General features: G+C 36.5%; 17 protein-coding genes. 15 read left to right on the top strand and 2 right to left on the bottom strand.

Translation table 11 applies throughout. The features are described 5' to 3' along the window. Positions 1-26: 26 nt before the first annotated feature. From ACXAGJ_RS11575 to ACXAGJ_RS11550, 6 genes are all read left to right on the top strand, one after another. Entirely contained in the window at positions 27-1,130 is a 1,104-nt protein-coding gene (locus ACXAGJ_RS11575) for a M20 family metallo-hydrolase (RefSeq protein ID WP_474839996.1), read from the top strand. Positions 1,131-1,235: 105 nt separating this feature from the next. Continuing rightward, positions 1,236-2,513: an argininosuccinate lyase gene (gene argH / locus ACXAGJ_RS11570; protein WP_474839994.1), complete on the top strand. Its 1,278-nt coding sequence runs from the start codon at positions 1,236-1,238 to the stop codon at positions 2,511-2,513. A 142-nt stretch (positions 2,514-2,655) separates the two neighbouring features. Further along, positions 2,656-3,975, top strand: a complete 1,320-nt coding sequence (locus ACXAGJ_RS11565) for a sugar porter family MFS transporter (RefSeq protein WP_474839992.1) — start codon at positions 2,656-2,658, stop codon at positions 3,973-3,975. Between the two features lie 6 nt (positions 3,976-3,981). Beyond that, positions 3,982-4,869: a carbohydrate kinase family protein gene (locus ACXAGJ_RS11560; RefSeq protein ID WP_474839990.1), complete on the top strand. Its 888-nt coding sequence runs from the start codon at positions 3,982-3,984 to the stop codon at positions 4,867-4,869. Positions 4,870-4,904: 35 nt separating this feature from the next. Next, a complete protein-coding gene (locus ACXAGJ_RS11555; RefSeq protein WP_474839988.1) occupies positions 4,905-5,249 on the top strand; it encodes a hypothetical protein in 345 nt (114 codons plus the stop codon). Continuing rightward, positions 5,233-5,805, top strand: coding sequence for a hydroxypyruvate isomerase family protein (locus ACXAGJ_RS11550; protein ID WP_474839986.1), 573 nt, complete (start codon positions 5,233-5,235; stop codon positions 5,803-5,805). The genes ACXAGJ_RS11555 and ACXAGJ_RS11550 overlap by 17 nt, the downstream gene beginning before the upstream one ends. A gap of 3 nt (positions 5,806-5,808) precedes the next feature. Here the strand turns inward: ACXAGJ_RS11550 and ACXAGJ_RS11545 are convergent, their stop codons facing one another. Then, complete coding sequence (locus ACXAGJ_RS11545; protein ID WP_474839984.1) at positions 5,809-6,165, bottom strand: hypothetical protein; 357 nt, start codon at positions 6,163-6,165, stop codon at positions 5,809-5,811. Between the two features lie 213 nt (positions 6,166-6,378). Here ACXAGJ_RS11545 and ACXAGJ_RS11540 point away from each other — a divergent pair, with 213 nt between their 5' ends. From ACXAGJ_RS11540 to ACXAGJ_RS11505, 8 genes are all read left to right on the top strand, one after another. Next, the gene (locus ACXAGJ_RS11540; protein WP_474839982.1) at positions 6,379-6,798 is read left to right on the top strand and encodes a transposase; all 420 of its coding nucleotides are present in this window, start codon (positions 6,379-6,381) and stop codon (positions 6,796-6,798) included. A gap of 110 nt (positions 6,799-6,908) precedes the next feature. Next, positions 6,909-8,141: a hypothetical protein gene (locus ACXAGJ_RS11535; protein WP_474839980.1), complete on the top strand. Its 1,233-nt coding sequence runs from the start codon at positions 6,909-6,911 to the stop codon at positions 8,139-8,141. A gap of 11 nt (positions 8,142-8,152) precedes the next feature. Next, a complete protein-coding gene (locus tag ACXAGJ_RS11530; protein ID WP_073316407.1) occupies positions 8,153-8,410 on the top strand; it encodes a DUF4212 domain-containing protein in 258 nt (85 codons plus the stop codon). A 30-nt stretch (positions 8,411-8,440) separates the two neighbouring features. Beyond that, complete coding sequence (locus ACXAGJ_RS11525) at positions 8,441-10,213, top strand: sodium:solute symporter family protein (RefSeq protein WP_073316408.1); 1,773 nt, start codon at positions 8,441-8,443, stop codon at positions 10,211-10,213. Positions 10,214-10,478: 265 nt separating this feature from the next. Further along, positions 10,479-13,163 carry an ATP-binding protein gene (locus ACXAGJ_RS11520; RefSeq protein WP_474839977.1) on the top strand — a complete coding sequence of 895 codons (2,685 nt, stop codon included), beginning with the start codon at positions 10,479-10,481 and terminating at the stop codon, positions 13,161-13,163. Positions 13,164-13,191: 28 nt separating this feature from the next. Next, positions 13,192-13,554 (top strand): response regulator, encoded by a 363-nt coding sequence (locus ACXAGJ_RS11515; RefSeq protein WP_473280880.1) that lies wholly within the window; start codon positions 13,192-13,194, stop codon positions 13,552-13,554. 296 nt (positions 13,555-13,850) lie between these two features. Next, positions 13,851-15,758, top strand: coding sequence for an acetate--CoA ligase (gene acs, locus ACXAGJ_RS11510; protein WP_474839975.1), 1,908 nt, complete (start codon positions 13,851-13,853; stop codon positions 15,756-15,758). A gap of 49 nt (positions 15,759-15,807) precedes the next feature. Next, entirely contained in the window at positions 15,808-16,326 is a 519-nt protein-coding gene (locus ACXAGJ_RS11505; RefSeq protein ID WP_474839973.1) for a GNAT family N-acetyltransferase, read from the top strand. A 98-nt stretch (positions 16,327-16,424) separates the two neighbouring features. Here the strand turns inward: ACXAGJ_RS11505 and ACXAGJ_RS11500 are convergent, their stop codons facing one another. After that, positions 16,425-16,808 carry a hypothetical protein gene (locus ACXAGJ_RS11500; protein WP_474839971.1) on the bottom strand — a complete coding sequence of 128 codons (384 nt, stop codon included), beginning with the start codon at positions 16,806-16,808 and terminating at the stop codon, positions 16,425-16,427. 685 nt (positions 16,809-17,493) lie between these two features. Here ACXAGJ_RS11500 and ACXAGJ_RS11495 point away from each other — a divergent pair. Further along, complete coding sequence (locus ACXAGJ_RS11495; protein ID WP_474839969.1) at positions 17,494-18,714, top strand: S8 family serine peptidase; 1,221 nt, start codon at positions 17,494-17,496, stop codon at positions 18,712-18,714. The last annotated feature ends 59 nt before the right edge of the window (positions 18,715-18,773 follow it).

The raw sequence follows: 18,773 nt of genomic DNA, 5'->3' as shown, positions 1-18,773 counted from the left end.
TAGATAAAAAAACATTCAATCATAAAATGAGTACTAGTCTACATAAAGAAGGGTTTACGGGTTTCGAGATTTCGACGCTTACAGATAATGCCATTGAGTTATTAAAAAAACTAATAGAAACCCCTTCTTTTTCTTCAGAAGAAGAGAATACTGCTTTGTTAATTGAAGATTGGTTCGATACGCATAAAATTCCTTTTGAAAGAGAGAATAACAATATATGGGCGTACAACTTACATTTCGATGCTTCAAAACCTACTATTTTATTGAATTCTCATCATGATACGGTGAAACCAAATGGAAATTACACCAATGATCCTTTCCAGGCATTTGTTGAAGACGGAAAATTATTTGGTTTAGGGAGTAATGATGCAGGGGGGTGTTTGGTTTCGTTGCTGGCAACATTTGCTTATTTCTATCCTAAAGAAAACCTGGCCTACAATTTGGTGATAGTTGCATCTGCCGAAGAAGAAAGTAGTGGTCCGTTGGGTCTGAAAAGTGTGCTGAAACACCTTAAGAATGTTGAATTTGCCGTGGTAGGAGAACCTACGCTCATGCAATTGGCAGTAGCCGAAAAAGGATTGTTGGTTCTGGATGTTTCTGTACAGGGAACATCAAGTCACGCTGCTCACCCCAATGAGGATAACTCCATTTATAAGACGTTAGAAGTATTGCAATGGTTTAAAGATTTTACCTTCGAAAAAGAGTCAGAAACTCTGGGTAAAGTTAAAATGACTGTCACCCAAGTAAGTGCAGGGAATCAGCATAATGTGGTTCCTTCTCATTGTGATTTAGTAGTAGATATCCGGGTAAATGATAAATATAAGAACGAAGAAATTCTATCCGTGGTAAAAGAAAATATGCCACCTCATGTTACGGTAACACCAAGATCATTACACCTGGGATCTTCTTCGATACCTATCGACCATCCCATAGTAAAATCTGGAGTGGCTTTAGGAAGAACTACCTATGGATCACCGACGCTATCCGATCAATCTGTATTGAGTTGCCCTTCATTAAAGCTGGGACCAGGGGATTCTACGCGATCGCATTCGGCAAATGAGTTTATTTATATAGATGAGATAAAAAAAGGCGTAGCCTTGTATGTAAAAATTTTAGAGGGAATATTTTAAAGAAAAGCGAGAGATGAAATAAGCCATAACAAAAAAGTGAGATGCTCATTGATATGATGATATGGCGATTCCATCTGACAATTAAAAAACAATAAGTATAAACAGATGAAACTTTGGGACAAGGGATTACCCACAGACGAAAAAATAGATAGGTTTACCGTAGGCAACGATAGACAATTGGATTTGGTTATTGCCAAATACGACGTACGTGCAACGTTAGCTCATGGTAAGATGTTGCACAAGATCGGATTACTTTCGGAAACCGAAATTTCAAGTATAGAAAGCGTGTTGAATGAGCTTAACAAACAAATAGATGAGGGAACCTTCACTATCGAAAATCAGTTTGAAGATGTGCATTCAAAAATAGAATACGAGTTAACGCATCGGATAGGAGAGGCAGGTAAAAAAATACATACGGCGAGATCCAGAAACGATCAGGTTTTGGTAGCTATGCATCTATATCTTAAAGATGAGTTGTTACAAATAAAAAGTCAGGTCAAAGAACTTTCAAAAGTGCTACTGTCCAGAGCAAATGAGTTCAAGAATGTATTGCTTCCAGGATATACGCATTTACAGATTGCAATGCCTTCTTCTTTTGGGTTATGGTTTTCGGCGTATGCAGAGAGTTTTGTAGATGATCTGTTTTTTGTAAATGCTGCTTTACAAGTGGTGGATCAAAATCCGTTAGGGAGTGCTGCAGGTTATGGGAGCTCATTCCCTATCGATAGGGAGTTTACAACACAAGAGCTGGATTTTGCAACCTTGAAATACAATGTAGTAGCTGCTCAAATGAGCAGAGGGAAATCAGAGAAGTCAGTTTCTTTTGCGATTAGTAGTGTAGCCGCAACATTGTCAAAATTAGCAATGGATGTGTGTCTGTATATGAGTCAGAACTTTGATTTTATGAGTATACCTTCAGAATTAACTACGGGGTCAAGTATTATGCCTCATAAAAAGAACCCGGATGTTTTTGAGTTGATTAGAGGAAAGTGCAATAAGATACAGGGGTTGCCGTATGAGCTTACATTACTAACGGCAAACCTTCCAAGTGGGTATCATAGGGATCTTCAATTATTAAAAGAGGGAATAGTTCCTGCTATTCAGGATTTAAAAGCTTCGCTGGAAATGTCGGTGTATGCGTTACAACAAGTAGCGGTAAACCAAGCCATTTTGGAAGACCCAAAATATGATTATCTCTTTAGTGTAGATACATTAAATGCATTGGTGATGCAGGGCATGACTTTTAGAGAGGCTTATGTAAAAATCGGAAAGGATATAGAAGATGGGAACTATCATCCAGAAAAAAATACCACACATACTCATGTGGGTAGTATTAATAATTTATGTCTAAACCAAATAGAAGAGAAACTGGAGCGTGTTTAATTGAGTGTAAGTTGAGTTAGTTTAATTTTTTAGCTTCAGTCTAGACCCCCAAGGAGTTGTTAACCTATGGGGGTTGTTTTTTTGGTATACCAGTCTAAAAAAATTACCTTTAGAAAAGAAAATTCACACAAGTTTTCCTGATATGAGTAAGTTATTTTTTTGGTCTCTTACTGCGGCATTGGCTGGTTTTTTATTTGGATTTGATACGGTAGTGATTTCTGGGGCGGATCAGAGCTTACAGGAATTATGGAGTACTTCTGATGTGTTTCATGGTTCTGTAGTAATGGCTATGGCTTTATGGGGAACAGTAATCGGAGCTATTTTTGGGGGGATCCCTACCAACCAATTGGGAAGAAAAAAGACCTTGCTTTGGATAGGGGTATTTTATTTGATATCGGCAATAGGATCAGCATTGGTAAATGATCCTTGGACTTTTGCAATGTTTAGATTTTTGGGTGGATTAGGTGTTGGAGCATCAACAATTGCAGGACCGGCATACATTTCAGAAATGGCGCCTGCAAAAGACAGAGGTCGATTAGTAGCCTTATATCAGTTCAATATTGTCATGGGGATATTACTGGCTTTTGCATCTAATTACTTCTTAAGCGCTGTAGAAGAATCTGCCTGGCGTTGGATGTTGGGAGTAGAAGCAATACCAGCTTTGCTATATACACTTTTGGTATTTAAAATTCCTAAAAGCCCAAGGTGGCTGATTTCAAAGGGAAAGATCAATGAAGCTCGGGAAACACTTCGAATTATTGATCCAGAGACCGATATAACTTCATTGATTGATGAATCACAATTGAATAGTAAGCAAACAGCCTCTAAAGAACATATTTTTCTAAAGAAATATCGTTTTCCCCTACTACTGGCTTTTTTGATCGCTTTTTTTAATCAATTTTCGGGGATTAATGCCTTTTTGTACTATGCTCCCAGGATTTTTGAAGAAGCAGGATTAGGAAAAAGTACAGCATTGTTGAGTAGCATTGGTATTGGGGTAACGAATTTGATTTTTACCCTTATCGGTGTAGTTCTTATTGATCGCTTAGGGAGAAAATTACTGATGTATGTAGGGTCTGTAGGATACATTATATCGTTGAGTTTGGTATCTATGGCCTTTTTCCTCGATTGGGGAGGGATGGCAGTCCCAATATTTTTGTTTGTTTTTATTGCTTCGCATGCTATTGGGCAGGGAGCAGTTATTTGGGTGTTTATTGCCGAGATTTTTCCAAATCATTTAAGAGCTTCAGGGCAGGCATTTGGTAGTTCTGTGCATTGGGTACTAGCAGCAATTATTCCCTCATTAGTACCACTGCTATTTTCTACGATAGGCTCAGGGATGGTGTTTATGATTTTTGCTGTTATGATGATATTTCAACTGCTGTTTGTGATCTTTTTAATGCCAGAAACTAAAGGAATTTCATTAGAAAATGTGAGTCAACAATTAATCAAAGAAAACTAATTACTTATGAAAATAACCTGTTTTGGAGAAGTATTATGGGATATATTTCCTACCCATCGAAAAATAGGTGGCGCTCCGCTTAATGTGGCTTTACGATTGCATACTATGGGAATCGACACTTCCTTGATCACCAGGATAGGAAATGATGATTTGGGAAGCGATATCGTAGCGTATGCAGAAAAACAAGGTATGCGTAACAATATCTTTCAAGAAGATATTAAACACATTACTGGCGAAGTGTTGGTTACTCTAGATAGTAGTGGTACAGCATCTTATGAGATCAGTAAACCTGTAGCCTGGGATTTTATAGAGCATACCAAGGAGATGGAAGAGTTAATAGTGAGTTCAGACGCCTTTGTGTTTGGTAGTCTTGCTAGTAGAAGTGAAGAAAGTAGAAATACACTTTTGAAATTGTTGAAAAAAGCACAGTACAAAGTGTTGGATGTGAATCTTAGACCTCCTCATTATGATGCTTCCTTATTGTTACAACTAATGAGCCAAGCTGATTTTATTAAACTAAATGACGAAGAATTAGAGGAGATATGTGAACACTTAAACATCCAGGAGAGTACATTAGAAAACCAGGTGAAAGCACTCGCTAAAGAAACAAAAACTGATCAAATTTGTATTACCAAAGGTGGAAAAGGAGCTACTCTGTTTTTTGACAATGAGTTTTATAACAACTCAGGATATAAAATACAAGTAGTAGATACTGTAGGAGCGGGAGATTCCTTTTTGGCAACACTGATCTCTAAATTATTGACAAAAATCCGACCACAAGAAGCCATCGATCTTGCTTGTGCAGTAGGTGCCATGGTTGCGGGTAGCAAGGGAGCGAATCCTATATTTAGTAAAGAAGAAATTGAAGTATTTATGCATGAAAATGTTAAGTAGTTGTATGTGCCTGTATCATAAAAATAATTCTGAAGATGAGTAAGTTAAAAGTGAGTCGAAGACAAGTGATAAAAAACATATCACTAGGAATTGGAGCAGTAGGTATGGGTATGCCTCTTATAGCGGGTGAACCAGAAAAAAAATTGGGTAACACCAAGTCGACTCAATCAAAGCTGAAAAGGAATATTAACCATTCGGCTTGTAGATGGTGTTATCAGAATATTCCTTTAGAAGAATTCGCAGAAAAGGGAAAGGATTTAGGATTAGTAGGAATTGATCTTTTAAAACCTGATGAATGGAAAGTGGTTAAGGATAAGGGAGTTAGTTGCTCGTTGGCAACAGACTCTTTTGCAAACATTATTCATGGATTCCAATCTTAAAAATCATAAAGCATTACAGCAACAATACATGGAGCTGATTTCTAAGGCGGCTGATGCCGGGATACAACAAGTTATTGTCTTTTCTGGGAACCGTCATGGAATATCCGACGAATTGGGTTTAGAAAATTGTGTTCTAGGCTTAAATACATTGGTAAAACATGCTGAAAGGAACAATGTTACTTTAATTATGGAATTGCTCAATAGTAAAGTGGATCATGCAGATTATCAATGTGATCACACCCCTTGGGGAGTTCGTTTGGTAGATAAGATAGGGTCTGATAACTTTAAATTGTTGTATGATATCTACCATATGCAAATTATGGAAGGTGATATTATCGCTACTATTACGAAGTATCATAACTATATCAATCATTACCATACTGGAGGTGTTCCAGGAAGAAATGAAATTAGCAACAAACAAGAACTGAATTATCCTGCAATAATGCGCGCGATTTTGAGCACAGGTTTTAAAGGGTATGTTGCTCAAGAATTTATTCCTAATTACGAAGATAAATTGCAAGCGTTGAAGGAAGCAATTTTAATATGTGATGTATAATGATTAAGGTAGTATCGTTTTTAAATCCTTCAGAACGTCGATATTATGCCTCAAACTAGCATACAATACAAATAGGATAAAAATAGCCACTGCGAAGCCGAATAAGGTTCCGTTTTTACTGGTAGACATCTTTTTGGAAGTGTCTAGATAAACCTTTGAAAACTTTTTGGTGTATTTAGTAACCAGCGCAAAAGTGGGAGCAAAAATAAGTACTACTATAGCCATATCGATAAGTACCAATAGATACCCTTGTTGATCCACATGTTTTTTTACATACTTAATAATGTGTTCATTGATTAACGCAGCACACAAAACAGCAACGGCGTATATGGCATATTTGGTTAGGTTTTTGTTTTTCATGGGGCATTTATTGTTTGAGGGAGAAAAGCTACTAAAACTATCGTATTAAATCAAAATTTAATAAAGAGAAACTACAGATTTACAGTTTTAGTATGTTTTTAATATTGAGAATTACTTACTGTTTTAAGATTAAAATTGAGATTTTAACATCAAATCAAGAATTGTTTTGTGATATTTTTGCTAAATTGATATATTTATGCTAAATAAATATATATGAAAATTGAATCCTGTCCTAATTGCGGTTCTGAAGACTATATTAAGAGTGGTGTAGTTAATGATCGTCAACGTTTTAAATGTAAATCTTGTGGCTATTTTTTCTCTGTAAATAAGATAGGTAAGAAAATAGATGATTACTACGTTAATAAGGCTTTACAGTTGTATTTGGAAGGGTTAACCTATCGAGAAATTGAGCGTATTTTAGGGATTTCGCACGTAAGTATTATGAACTGGGTGAAAAAATACAATATCAAGCGACCTTACAATTCTAATTATCATCCTACTTACAAAATTCTAAATGCTTCAGAACTTGCTACTTATTTTAATGATGTACAAAATTTATCAGGAGCGGGGGTAGTAGTAACCGAACTTGGTGATAAGTTTATGTTGATTAAATGGGAGCGTTTTAGAGATTAACTATATTAAATTAACGAATAACTATATTAGTTTTTTCTTAACTGATGGTTTTTTGGAGATTAGTATCGCGCACAAAATCAATTTATTACTAATCTAATCTTTAAAACTCTATGAGAAAACAGCTAATCATATTGGTAGGTATGCTTCTTCTTACTTGCCACTATACATACTCTCAGGGATCGCCGGATTATACAGGCGGACTTAAGGTGAAACTAAATGAGGACGGTTCAAAATATTTCAGGATTATATCCTGGGCACAATTCTGGGCAAGATACCAGGATGAGGTTCCCGACGATGTAAGTAATACAAGCATGAGTATTCGAAGAGCTCGTATTCTTACTTATTCGCAGATAAACAAAGACTTTTTGATTCTTACACATTTTGGTCTTAATAGTTTGAATGCAAATAATCAAAGTCCCTTGGGCCGAGGGGAAGAATCTCAACTCTTTTTTCATGACGTATGGGGACAATATAACTTAAATGCCAACCATGCTATTGGAGCCGGTTTGCACTACTGGAATGGGATCTCCCGACTCAATAATCAAAGTACCCTTAACATCATGACGTTGGATAATAACCGACAGTCCTGGGCAACGATAGGGCTATCTGATCAGTTTGCCAGACATATCGGGATTTATGCCAAAGGTAGCTTTGGCAAGCTTCAATATCGGGTATCCATCAATGAATCGGGGACCAACAATCTTCAGGAAGGAACAGATCCTGTTGCAGATGGTCCTGCGGTATATGCAGGGAGAAGATTACTAGGGTCCAAAGATGCGGGAAAGAATTTTGCGGGTTATTTTGATTTCAATTTTTTGGATCAGGAATCTAATTTCCTTCCTTACAAAGTAGGAACTTATCTGGGAGGTAAGAAAGTATTTAATGTTGGAGCAGGGTTTTTCTTTCACCCCAAAGGTAGTGTGGTGGCAAATACCGCAGGAGATCTTGAAGGTGAAGATGTGGCCATTTTTGCGGTAGATGCTTTCTATGATGCACCGATAGGAGAAAATGGTTCTGCAATAACAGCCTATGCTACTTATCAGAATAATGATTACGGAGAAAACTTTACCTTAGGGCAAACTTATGAAACAGGTTCGATGATCTATGGTCATGTTGGATATGTTATTCCTAATGATAACAAGAAAACCAAGTTTCAGCCTTATGCTTCTTTTAATACAAGGTCGATAGATGCGATAGATGATAATGCCACAACTTTTGGAGTAGGAGCTAATGCGTATTTCAGTGGGCATCATTCTAAAATTACTTTAGAATATTTAAATACAAAATATGGGGATAACGATGCGCAAAGCTTTGTTACCCTGCAAGCAATGATATACTTATAAAATCTATAATTATGACAGATAAAGAAAAAGCGGTGGCTTATTGGAAGCAGAACCTAAAGTATTTGGTTATTCTTCTCATTATTTGGTTTCTGGTTTCCTATGGAGCGGGAATACTTTTCAAAGACGCACTCAACAATATACGATTAGGAGGATTCAAACTGGGATTTTGGTTTGCACAACAGGGTTCGATTTACACCTTTGTGATTCTAATCTTCGTATATGTTCGATTGATGAATAAACTAGATAAAAAATATGGTTACGATGAGTAATCTTAATACTAACCAAAAAAATATAGCATTATGAGCGTTCAAGTATGGACATGGATTTTAGTAGGGATTACTTTTACCCTTTATTTTGGGATTGCCATTTGGGCCAGAGCAGGCTCTACCAAAGATTTTTACGTAGCCGGAGGAGGAGTTTCTCCATTGGCTAACGGGATGGCTACAGCTGCCGATTGGATGAGTGCAGCCTCATTTATTTCTATGGCGGGATTAATCTCTTTTATGGGATATGATGGTTCTGTTTTTCTTATGGGATGGACCGGTGGATATGTATTATTAGCACTTTTGCTGGCACCATATCTTCGGAAATTTGGAAAGTTTACAGTCCCGGATTTTATAGGAGATCGTTATTATTCGAATACCGCAAGAACCGTTGCTGTTATTTGTGCCTTGATTGTTTCTTTCACTTACGTAGCAGGACAAATGCGAGGAGTTGGGATAGTGTTTTCTCAATTCTTGCAGGTAGATATTAACTTAGGTGTTATTATCGGAATGGCAGTGGTTCTGGTATTTGCTTTTTTGGGAGGAATGAAAGGAATCACGTATACGCAGGTTGCGCAATACTGTGTTTTGATTTTTGCATTTATGGTTCCAGCATTTTTTATCTCGATGCAAATGACAGGAAATATCATCCCGCAAATAGGAATGGGAGGTACAGTAGAAGATGGAACCTACCTCTTAGAAAAACTGGATACGCTACATACGCAGTTAGGGTTTAATGAATATACGGATGGTTCAAAATCCACCTGGGATGTATTTGCGATTACTTTGGCTCTTATGGTAGGTACCGCTGGATTACCTCACGTAATCGTGCGCTTTTTTACAGTTCCTAAGGTAAAAGATGCACGTAAATCTGCGGGGTTAGCATTGTTGTTTATTGCCATTTTATATACTACTGCACCAGCGATTGCTGTATTTGCAAGAACCAATTTGATTGAGACGGTAAGTAACAATTCCTATAAAGAAGTACCAGAATGGTTTAAGAACTGGGAAAATACTGGGCTAATTGCCTGGTCTGATAAAAATGGAGATGGAAAAATACAATATGTAAACGGGAGTGCTACTGAAGGAAAACCAAAGTATACCGGAGAACGTGGAGTAAATGGAGAACGATTGGTGGCTAATGCGAGTAGTACAGAGAATGAACTATATGTGGATAGAGATATTATGGTATTAGCCAATCCAGAGATTGCCAAATTACCAAACTGGGTAGTAGCATTGGTAGCGGCAGGAGGATTGGCTGCAGCATTATCAACTGCAGCAGGATTACTTTTGGTGATATCCACTTCTATTTCTCATGATCTAATCAAAAAACAAATTAAGCCCGATATTTCCGAGAAAGGAGAATTATGGGCAGCACGTATTAGTATTTTGTTTGCTATTATCGTTGCAGGGTTGTTTGGGATTTATCCACCTGGATTTGTCGCCGCCGTCGTCGCACTTGCGTTTGGGCTGGCTGCCGCCTCGTTCTTCCCGGCGATTATCCTTGGGATTTTTGATAAACGAATGAACAGGCAAGGGGCAGTGGCCGGCATGATTGTCGGAATTACCCTAATGCTGGTATATATGATCGTTTACAAAACCGGACTTATAGGAGTAATGGAGCCTCGACCAAAAGAAGAATGGTGGTTTGGGACGTCTCCTGAAGGTTTTGGTACGATTGCAATGATCGTAAATGTTGTTGTATCTGTTATTGTTTCCAGAATGACTTCGGCACCACCAAGTGAAGTTCAAGATATCGTAGAAGATATCAGAATCCCTAGTGGAGCAGGAGAAGCTACTGGACATTAATTTTTAATTTAGTTGAATGCGGTACTATAGTTGGCGATATAGTGCCGTTTTTTCTAAATTTATAGGATGAGTTCAAAAATGAAAAAAAGACATCAGCAAAAACTTATAGTACTATCATTTGTGCTGTTTTTACTATGGAATGTTCCTTTGGTATTGATTTTTGATCAGTCTGGCGAAATTTTTGGTTTCCCGATGATCTATTTCTTTATTTTCCTCATATGGATACTGGCAATTTTCATTTCATATATCATTTTGCATAGACACTATGAATAATTATCTATTGATATCTATCATTATTGTCTATTTGACCTTTTTGTTTTTGATAGCCTTTTGGGCCGAAAAAAATTCAAAAAGCAAATGGGTGAATAACCCATATATATATGTGTTGTCCCTGGCAGTGTACTGTTCGGCCTGGACCTATTATGGAAGCGTTGGGATTGCTTCTCAATCAGGGATAAGTTTTCTTACTATTTATTTGGGACCTGTAATATCGATTCCTCTATGGATATTGGTCATGCGAAGAATTATTCGCATATCCAAACAACATAAAGTATCGAGTATTGCAGACTTTATATCGTTGCGATATGGTAACAATCGTTTTTTGGGAGCTTTGGTTACCATTATCTGTGTGTTTGCCATCGTTCCTTATATTTCTTTACAGCTAAAGGCAATTTCTGAGACTTTTGAGATCATTACAGATGAGACAAGTTATAACTCTACATTGATTGTAGATGACTCTACATTTTATATAGCGGTGCTACTCGCAGTTTTTGTTGCTTTTTTTGGAACTCAAGCTGCAGATGCTTCTCAACATCGTAAAGGGATCATGACCACAGTAGCTGTAGAATCCATTCTAAAATTAGCCTTTTTCCTGGTAATAGGAATATACGTCACTTTTTTTATGTTTAATGGAACTGGTGACATTTACCAACAGGCATCCATGCTAGAAAATTTCAAAAAAATAACCTCTTTCAATGGGTTAGAATCTGGCTTTAATTGGATGTTTACTATCATGCTTTCCTTTTTTGCCATTTTTTTATTACCTCGACAGTTTCATGTTGCCGTCGTAGAAAATGATAGGGAACGCTATTTGAAAAAAGCCATTTGGATGTTTCCATTATACCTTTTGTTATTTAATCTCTTTGTGATTTTTATAGCATGGGCAGGAAACCTGAAGGTTTTAGGAGATGTAAATCATGACTATTACACCTTATTGCTTCCGTTGCAAGAAGGCAATATTTTCCTTGCTTTGTTGGTTTTTCTTGGGGGATTTTCGGCAGTAATCTCAATGGTAGTAGTTTCTACCTTAGCACTTTCCACAATGGTGAGTAATAACTTGATTATCCCTTATGGATTTTTGGACAAGTTTATCAAAGGAAACCCCGAAAAAAATGCTAAGTATATCAAAAACATTAGACGCATTTCCATTTTTACATTGATTATTGCAGCTTATTTTTTCTATATCAACTTTTCTTATGAATTATCCCTGTTTTCTATTGGCTTAATTTCATTTGCAGTTATTGCCCAATTGGCACCTTCTTTTTTCATAGGCCTTTTCTGGAATAGGGGATCTGCCAAAGCAGTAAAAGTAGGAATGATCATTGGAGTTTTGGTAGTGATTTATACCTTGATTTTACCACTTATTGTTAATGTGCTTACCGGTAATAATTTGTTTGTAGAAAAAGGATTATTCGGGATAGCATTATTAAAACCGTATGCACTGTTTGGATTGGACTTTTTGGGACCAGAAGCACACTCATTCTTCTGGAGTATGTTTTTTAATACGCTAAGTTTTTTGATTATTTCTTTACTTTCCAAAGGGAATTATCGAGAGCGTAATTATGCCGAAATGTTTGTGAATAGCAGTAATTATGCAAATCTGCAGGATGGAGCATTTGTATGGAAAGGAGAAGCCTTTATTTCTGATATTAGAGAGGTGTTAAACCGATTCCTAGGAGAGGAACGAACAGAAAAAGCGCTGAATACTTTTCATTTGAAATACGGAATTTCTAAGGAGGAGCAAATGGCCGATGCCAGGTTAATCAAGTTTTCCGAAAAATTACTTACAGGGAGTATAGGTACGGCTTCTGCTAGAATACTGATCAGTAGTGTAGCAAAAGAAGAACCAGTGAGTCTTCTCGAAGTTTTGAAGATATTAGAAGAATCGAAAGAGACCATAGCGGTCAATAAAGCCTTGCAAGAAAAATCCCAAGAACTTACTCAGCTAACCGAAAAGCTGAAAACTGCAAATACAGAATTACTGGAGCAAGATCGATTAAAAGATGAATTTTTGGATACCATTGCTCATGAACTTAAAACACCTGTGACCTCTATACGAGCCGCTTCAGAAGTGCTAACAGACGAAGACGATATGCCGGAGGATTTAAAAAGAAAGTTCTTGGAGAATATAGTGATGGATTCCAATCGATTAACACGATTAATTCATAATATCCTGGATCTGGAAAAGCTTTCCATGGGTCAGGAACATTTGGAAATGGAGCATAGAGAAATAGGCCAAACTATTGATAAAGCAATTCATGGTGTAGAACAAATAGCTAAGAATAAAGGGGTTCAATTAGTTCATGAAAATGATTATCAAATAAAGGCGAATTATGACGAAGATCGAATCATCCAGGTGCTCACCAACCTATTGTCAAATGCACTGAAGTTTTCTAGTGAAAACACCGGAAAAATCAAAGTACAGGTTCGACAAAAAAGGCAAATGGTAGAAATTCTTGTAGAGGATAACGGAAAAGGTATCCCAAAAGAGGAAATGAGCTATATTTTTGATAAATTTTACCAATCAAAAAACCAGAACACCAAAAAACCAATAGGTAGTGGATTAGGTTTGGCGATTAGTAAAAAGATTGTAGAAAGTCATAATGGGAAGATCTGGGTGGATAAAAAATATAAAGAAGGAGCACGTTTTCTGTTTACTATCCCCAAATAAGATAACCTCGAGTCAATGCTAAAAACGTATGAAGAAAATATTAATTGTAGATGATGAACCAAATATTGTAATGTCGTTAGAATATACCTTCAAAAAGAAAAATTTTGAAGTATATATTGCTAGAGATGGTAGCGAAGCATTGCAGATAGCAAAAGAAAAGATTCCTGATCTGGTGCTGTTAGATATTATGATGCCAAATGTTGATGGATACGAAACACTGAAAGAAATAAAAAATGATAAAAGCCTTGAGCATACTAAAGTAGTATTTCTTTCGGCTAAAAATAAAGCCACAGACATCGAAAAAGGATTGAAGCTAGGAGCAGATAAATACTTAACTAAACCTTTTTCTGTGAAAAAGCTAGTGGCAGAAATTAATGAATTATTGAATTAACTTCTGATGTTGTGCGCAAACAACGATAGTGTAATTTATAAATAGATAACCATGAAATTATCTTTAAAACCTTTAGCATCAGATATCTTTATTGGGGTATATGTTATCGCCTCTTTATATCTGAGGTTTTTATTCGAAACACAAATGCAGATAAGTGCTATAAATTCTGTAGTCATTGGATTGTGTTTTGTCGTGATCCTTTGGGTTTTGATAAAATTGAAATTCCTTAATCCAAATTGGTTTGGGCTTTTTAAACCAAAAAAACAAAATAAATAAGAATATAAAATAGACCAACAATGAGTAATTATCACATAAAACATCTTGAAGAATATTATCAGGTATACCGAAAATCGGTGAGAGACCCAGAAACCTTTTGGGCAGAAGTGGCAGAAGAACACTTTATGTGGAGAGAGAAATGGAAAAATGTATTGAGCTGGGATTTTACAAAGCCAGAGGTTACCTGGTTTGAAGGAGCAAAACTAAATATTACCGAGAATTGTATTGATAGACACCTTCGTCATCGCGGACACAAAACAGCTATTCTTTTTGAGCCCAATGATCCGAATGAAGATGCGCAACACATAACATATAAACAATTACATGAACGAGTATGTAAGTTTGCAAATGTGCTGAAGAAAAAAGGAATTCAAAAAGGAGATCGTGTTTGTATCTATCTCCCTATGATTCCTGAATTGGCTATTTCAGTTTTGGCTTGTGCACGAATAGGGGCAGTACATTCGGTGGTATTTGCAGGTTTTTCTGCAACAGCATTATCTACCAGAATTAATGATTGCGATGCAAAAATGGTGATTACTTCTGATGGATCTTTCAGAGGGGCCAAAACGATAGACCTTAAAGGAATTGTAGATGATGCATTAGACAGTTGCCCTGGAGTAGAAACTGTTTTGGTGGCCAAACGTATCGATTCTGATATTGAAATGAAAGCAGATCGTGATTATTGGTTACAACCCTTGTTAGAAGAAGCGGATAAAGAATGTGTTCCAGAAGTTATGGATGCCGAAGATCCTCTTTTTATTTTATATACTTCGGGATCGACTGGAATGCCAAAGGGAATGCTGCACACTACTGCGGGATATATGGTATATACTGCGTATACCTTTAAAAATGTATTTCAATACAAAGAAGATGATATTTATTGGTGTACTGCAGATATAGGATGGATTACTGGCCATTCTTATATTGTATATGGTCCATTGGCAAATGGTGCAACTACAGTTATGTTTGAAGGGGTGCCTTCGTATCCGGACTTTGGTAGATTTTGGGATATTGTCCAAAAACATAAAATAACGCAGTTTTATACTGCGCCTACTGCCATACGTGCTTTGGCAAAAGAAAACTTGGATTATGTTACCCAGAGAGATCTATCTAGCATTAAAGTTTTAGGAACGGTAGGAGAACCTATTAATGAAGAAGCCTGGCATTGGTATAACGATCATGTAGGGCAGAAAAAGAGTCCGATTGTAGATACCTGGTGGCAAACAGAAACTGGAGGTATTATGATTTCTCCAATTCCATTTTCTACACCTACAAAACCCACTTATGCGACCTTACCATTACCAGGGATACAGCCTACATTGATGGATGAAAATGGTCAGGAAATTAAGGGAAATCAGGTAGATGGTCGATTATGTATTAAATTTCCATGGCCATCTATGGCTAGAACAATATGGGGTAATCATCAACGATATAAAGAAACTTATTTTTCCGCTTTCGAAAACAAATACTTTACAGGAGATGGAGCCTTTAGAGATGAGGTTGGATACTATCGAATTACAGGAAGGGTAGATGATGTCATTATTGTTTCTGGACACAATTTGGGTACTGCGCCTATCGAAGATGCTATCAATGAGCATCCGGCAGTAGCAGAATCTGCCATTGTAGGGTTTCCGCATGATATAAAAGGGAATGCACTGTATGGATATATCATTTTGAAAGAAACAGGAGAAACCAGAGATAGAAACAACCTGAGCAAAGAAGTAAATCAACAAATCACCGAACGTATAGGGCCAATAGCTAAACTGGATAAAATACAGTTCGTTCCTGGATTGCCAAAAACCAGAAGTGGTAAGATTATGAGACGTATCTTACGTAAAATAGCGTCAAAAGATACTAGTAATCTTGGCGACACAAGTACATTGTTAAATCCTGAAGTTGTTGAAGAAATCATGGAAAAAGCCCTGTAATGGATTGTTATTTTATGTTGAACTCTCTTATTTTTAAAGAAAATAGCTTTTGAAAGAAGAATCTGTTACATTAAGACCTTTAATGTCTTCTGATGTTAAACATTTGACATCGTTGGCGAACAATAAAAGGGTGTGGGATAACCTTCGGGATTATTTTCCACATCCTTATACAGAAAAGGATGCAATAGTATTTGTAGATATGACGTCTAAGAAGGAACCAACAGGAAGTTTTGGGATCATTTATAATGAGGAATTATGTGGAGTGATTAGCTTAATCTTTCAAGATGATGTGTACGCTAATTCTGCTGAAATTGGATATTGGATAGGAGAACCATTTTGGGGGAAGGGTATTGCAACCAAGGCTATTGCTTTAATCACTAAGTATGGGTTTGAAAACTTGGGTTTAAGACGAATATTTGCCGGGGTTTTTGAATTTAATGAAGTTTCCATGAAGGTTTTGGAGAAGAACGGATATCAAAAAGAGGGGATCTTCAAAAAATCAGTTATAAAAAATGACCGTATTTGGGATGAACATCGGTATTACAGAGTACACCCAGATATAGCTTAAAAAATAAATAATAATCTTAATAAACCTATATCGCTCTCCCAAGCGATATAGGTTTGTAGTTTTAGGGTAATTAAAATACTGTTGTATTTTGATTACTGTTAGGAAACTAAAGCGTTCTCTGAGGCTTGCCCCGTATTTGATTTGATGTAATCATCTACCTGATCATAAGGTACTTCTTTTACATCTACAACAAAATTACAGTTTGAGGCAGAAATCACAACTTTGGATTGATATTCTCCTTCAAAAGAGTGTTTTACCTTATATGGAGTTGTGCCTTTTCCCAGTGGCCCAGTCCAACCCATAACATTAATTTTTAAACCACCAACAAAGTGCGAATCACGTACTAGGCTAAATCCGGTGGAATAATTGGGTGCGTCTCCTTCAACAGATACGATAAATATACCTGGAGTTCTTAACCCTGTCCACAAATAGGTGACACTACACTTTTCTGGTGTTACTGGTTCTTTTCCGTAAAATCCCATAATATTCAAGTTTTGATTCCTACTCTATTAAGATAGGCTTTTCAGATACCGCCTTTAATGAATTGTATACTTCAAAATTAGGAGTATCGTAGTTCTAATAGAAGAGTAGAATTACCATTTTTTAGGAAATCAGTAGAATTACTGATGTCTCCAAATAGTCCCAAAAACCAAATTAATTGTATAAGTACTTTGTTATAAAGGTTAAACAAAATCTTAAGTTGAATCTTACAAAATCATAAGAATTGAATACATAATGTATGATTAAGCAGGTTGTAGGAATTTTTTTGACTTGTTTTAAATGAAAAATAAGAGTAATAGTGCTGATTTTATGACTCATACGTTAACATTTGGTTGTTTAAAAGAGTTAATTTTGTTAAAATAAAGTTAATTAACAGTTAAAATACGTTAATCGTCTCTTTAAATTTTTCATGATTATTTTCATGTATTTTAACAGTATGTTATTTCTTGTTTAACTCTTTGAAATTCAGTAATGCAACACTTTTGCATTACTGAATATTGAGGGATTTTTTTTACAACTTAGAAACAAGCAAACCAAATTTAACCTTTATTCAACTACGTTTTTGCCGTATTCACGTGTAAGAATTAATCTCTACTTTTAATCCGCTAATTATGAGATCTCAACTATTTCAACTTTAATTATTTATTTAACACAAATCAAAAATTAATGAAAACTCAACTTAGAATTTTAGGTGTACTTACAGCTTTTTCTTTTCTTTTTTACAGTTGTGAAAAGGATGCTGAAGTTACAGATTTAGAAACGGGAATTGAAACAGATTCTTTTGAAAACATAGGTGCCGATCAAGCGATACCTGGACAATATATCGTAGTCTATAAAGGAGATCAATCCTTTACTGGGGAAAAAGCTCAAATACAAGCAAAATCCCAACAAACATTATTAAAATACTCAATTTCAGAAGATAATTTAAAGCAAGTATATAGCTCAGCTCTTCAGGGGTTTGCTGTATCTAATCTTTCTGCAAAAGAAGCAGAACTGCTTAGCAATGATCCTGCTGTAGCATTTGTGGAACCAGATTATATCCACAAATTGGATATGGATATGGGTAAACCTGTAAGCTCACTTCCTGCAACAGTAGGAGAGAAAGGTGCTACTAAGGATGTTGGACTTCCTAATGGAGAATTTTTACCATGGGGTGTACAACTAGTAGGAAGAGCTAACGGTAGTGGAAGAACTTGCTGGATTATCGATAGTGGTATTGCTCCACATAGTGATCTAAACATTAACACTGGTAGAAGTAGAAGCTTCGTTGGTGGGTCTTGGCAAGATCAAAACGGACATGGAACTCACGTAGCAGGAACTGTTGCTGCAAGAAACAACGGTTCTGGAGTTATTGGAGTAGCTTATGGAGCTACTGTAGTTTCTGTTAGAGTATTAGATGCTAGAGGTAGTGGTCCTACTTCAGGGATTCTTTCTGGTGTAGATTATGTAGCTAGAAATGCTGGAAATGGAGACACTTGGAATTATAGTGTTGGTTTCCGTAACAGAGCTACTTCTCAGTCTATCGATAATGCCTTTAGAAATCTTGAAAGTAGAGCAATTGGGGCTATGGCAGCTGGAAACAGTAATGATGATACACAGTTTTATTCACCACAAAGATTACGTACTAGTAACTCTTGGAATGTGGGTAATATGACACGTTCAAGATCTGCAGCTGGTAGTTCGAACTTTGGAAGAAGTGTTGATCGTTGGGCTCCTGGTACGGCTGTATGGTCTACTTGGTTAAACGGTCAGTTTAATAGAATTTCTGGTACTTCTATGGCATCGCCACACGTAGCAGGAATCTTATTAATGAGAGGTAACCGTACAGGTACAAACGGATCTGTAAGAAAAGGAGGATATACTGCTCCTGTGGCTACTTTAAATTAAGAAAAAAGAGATCATCTCATAAAATTTGCAATAGAGAGGTTGGAGTTTTCCAGCCTCTT

It is taken from the genome of Aquimarina sp. AWH4_224 (assembly GCF_056160245.1).
This window is presented reverse-complemented; position numbering and strand designations above follow the sequence as displayed.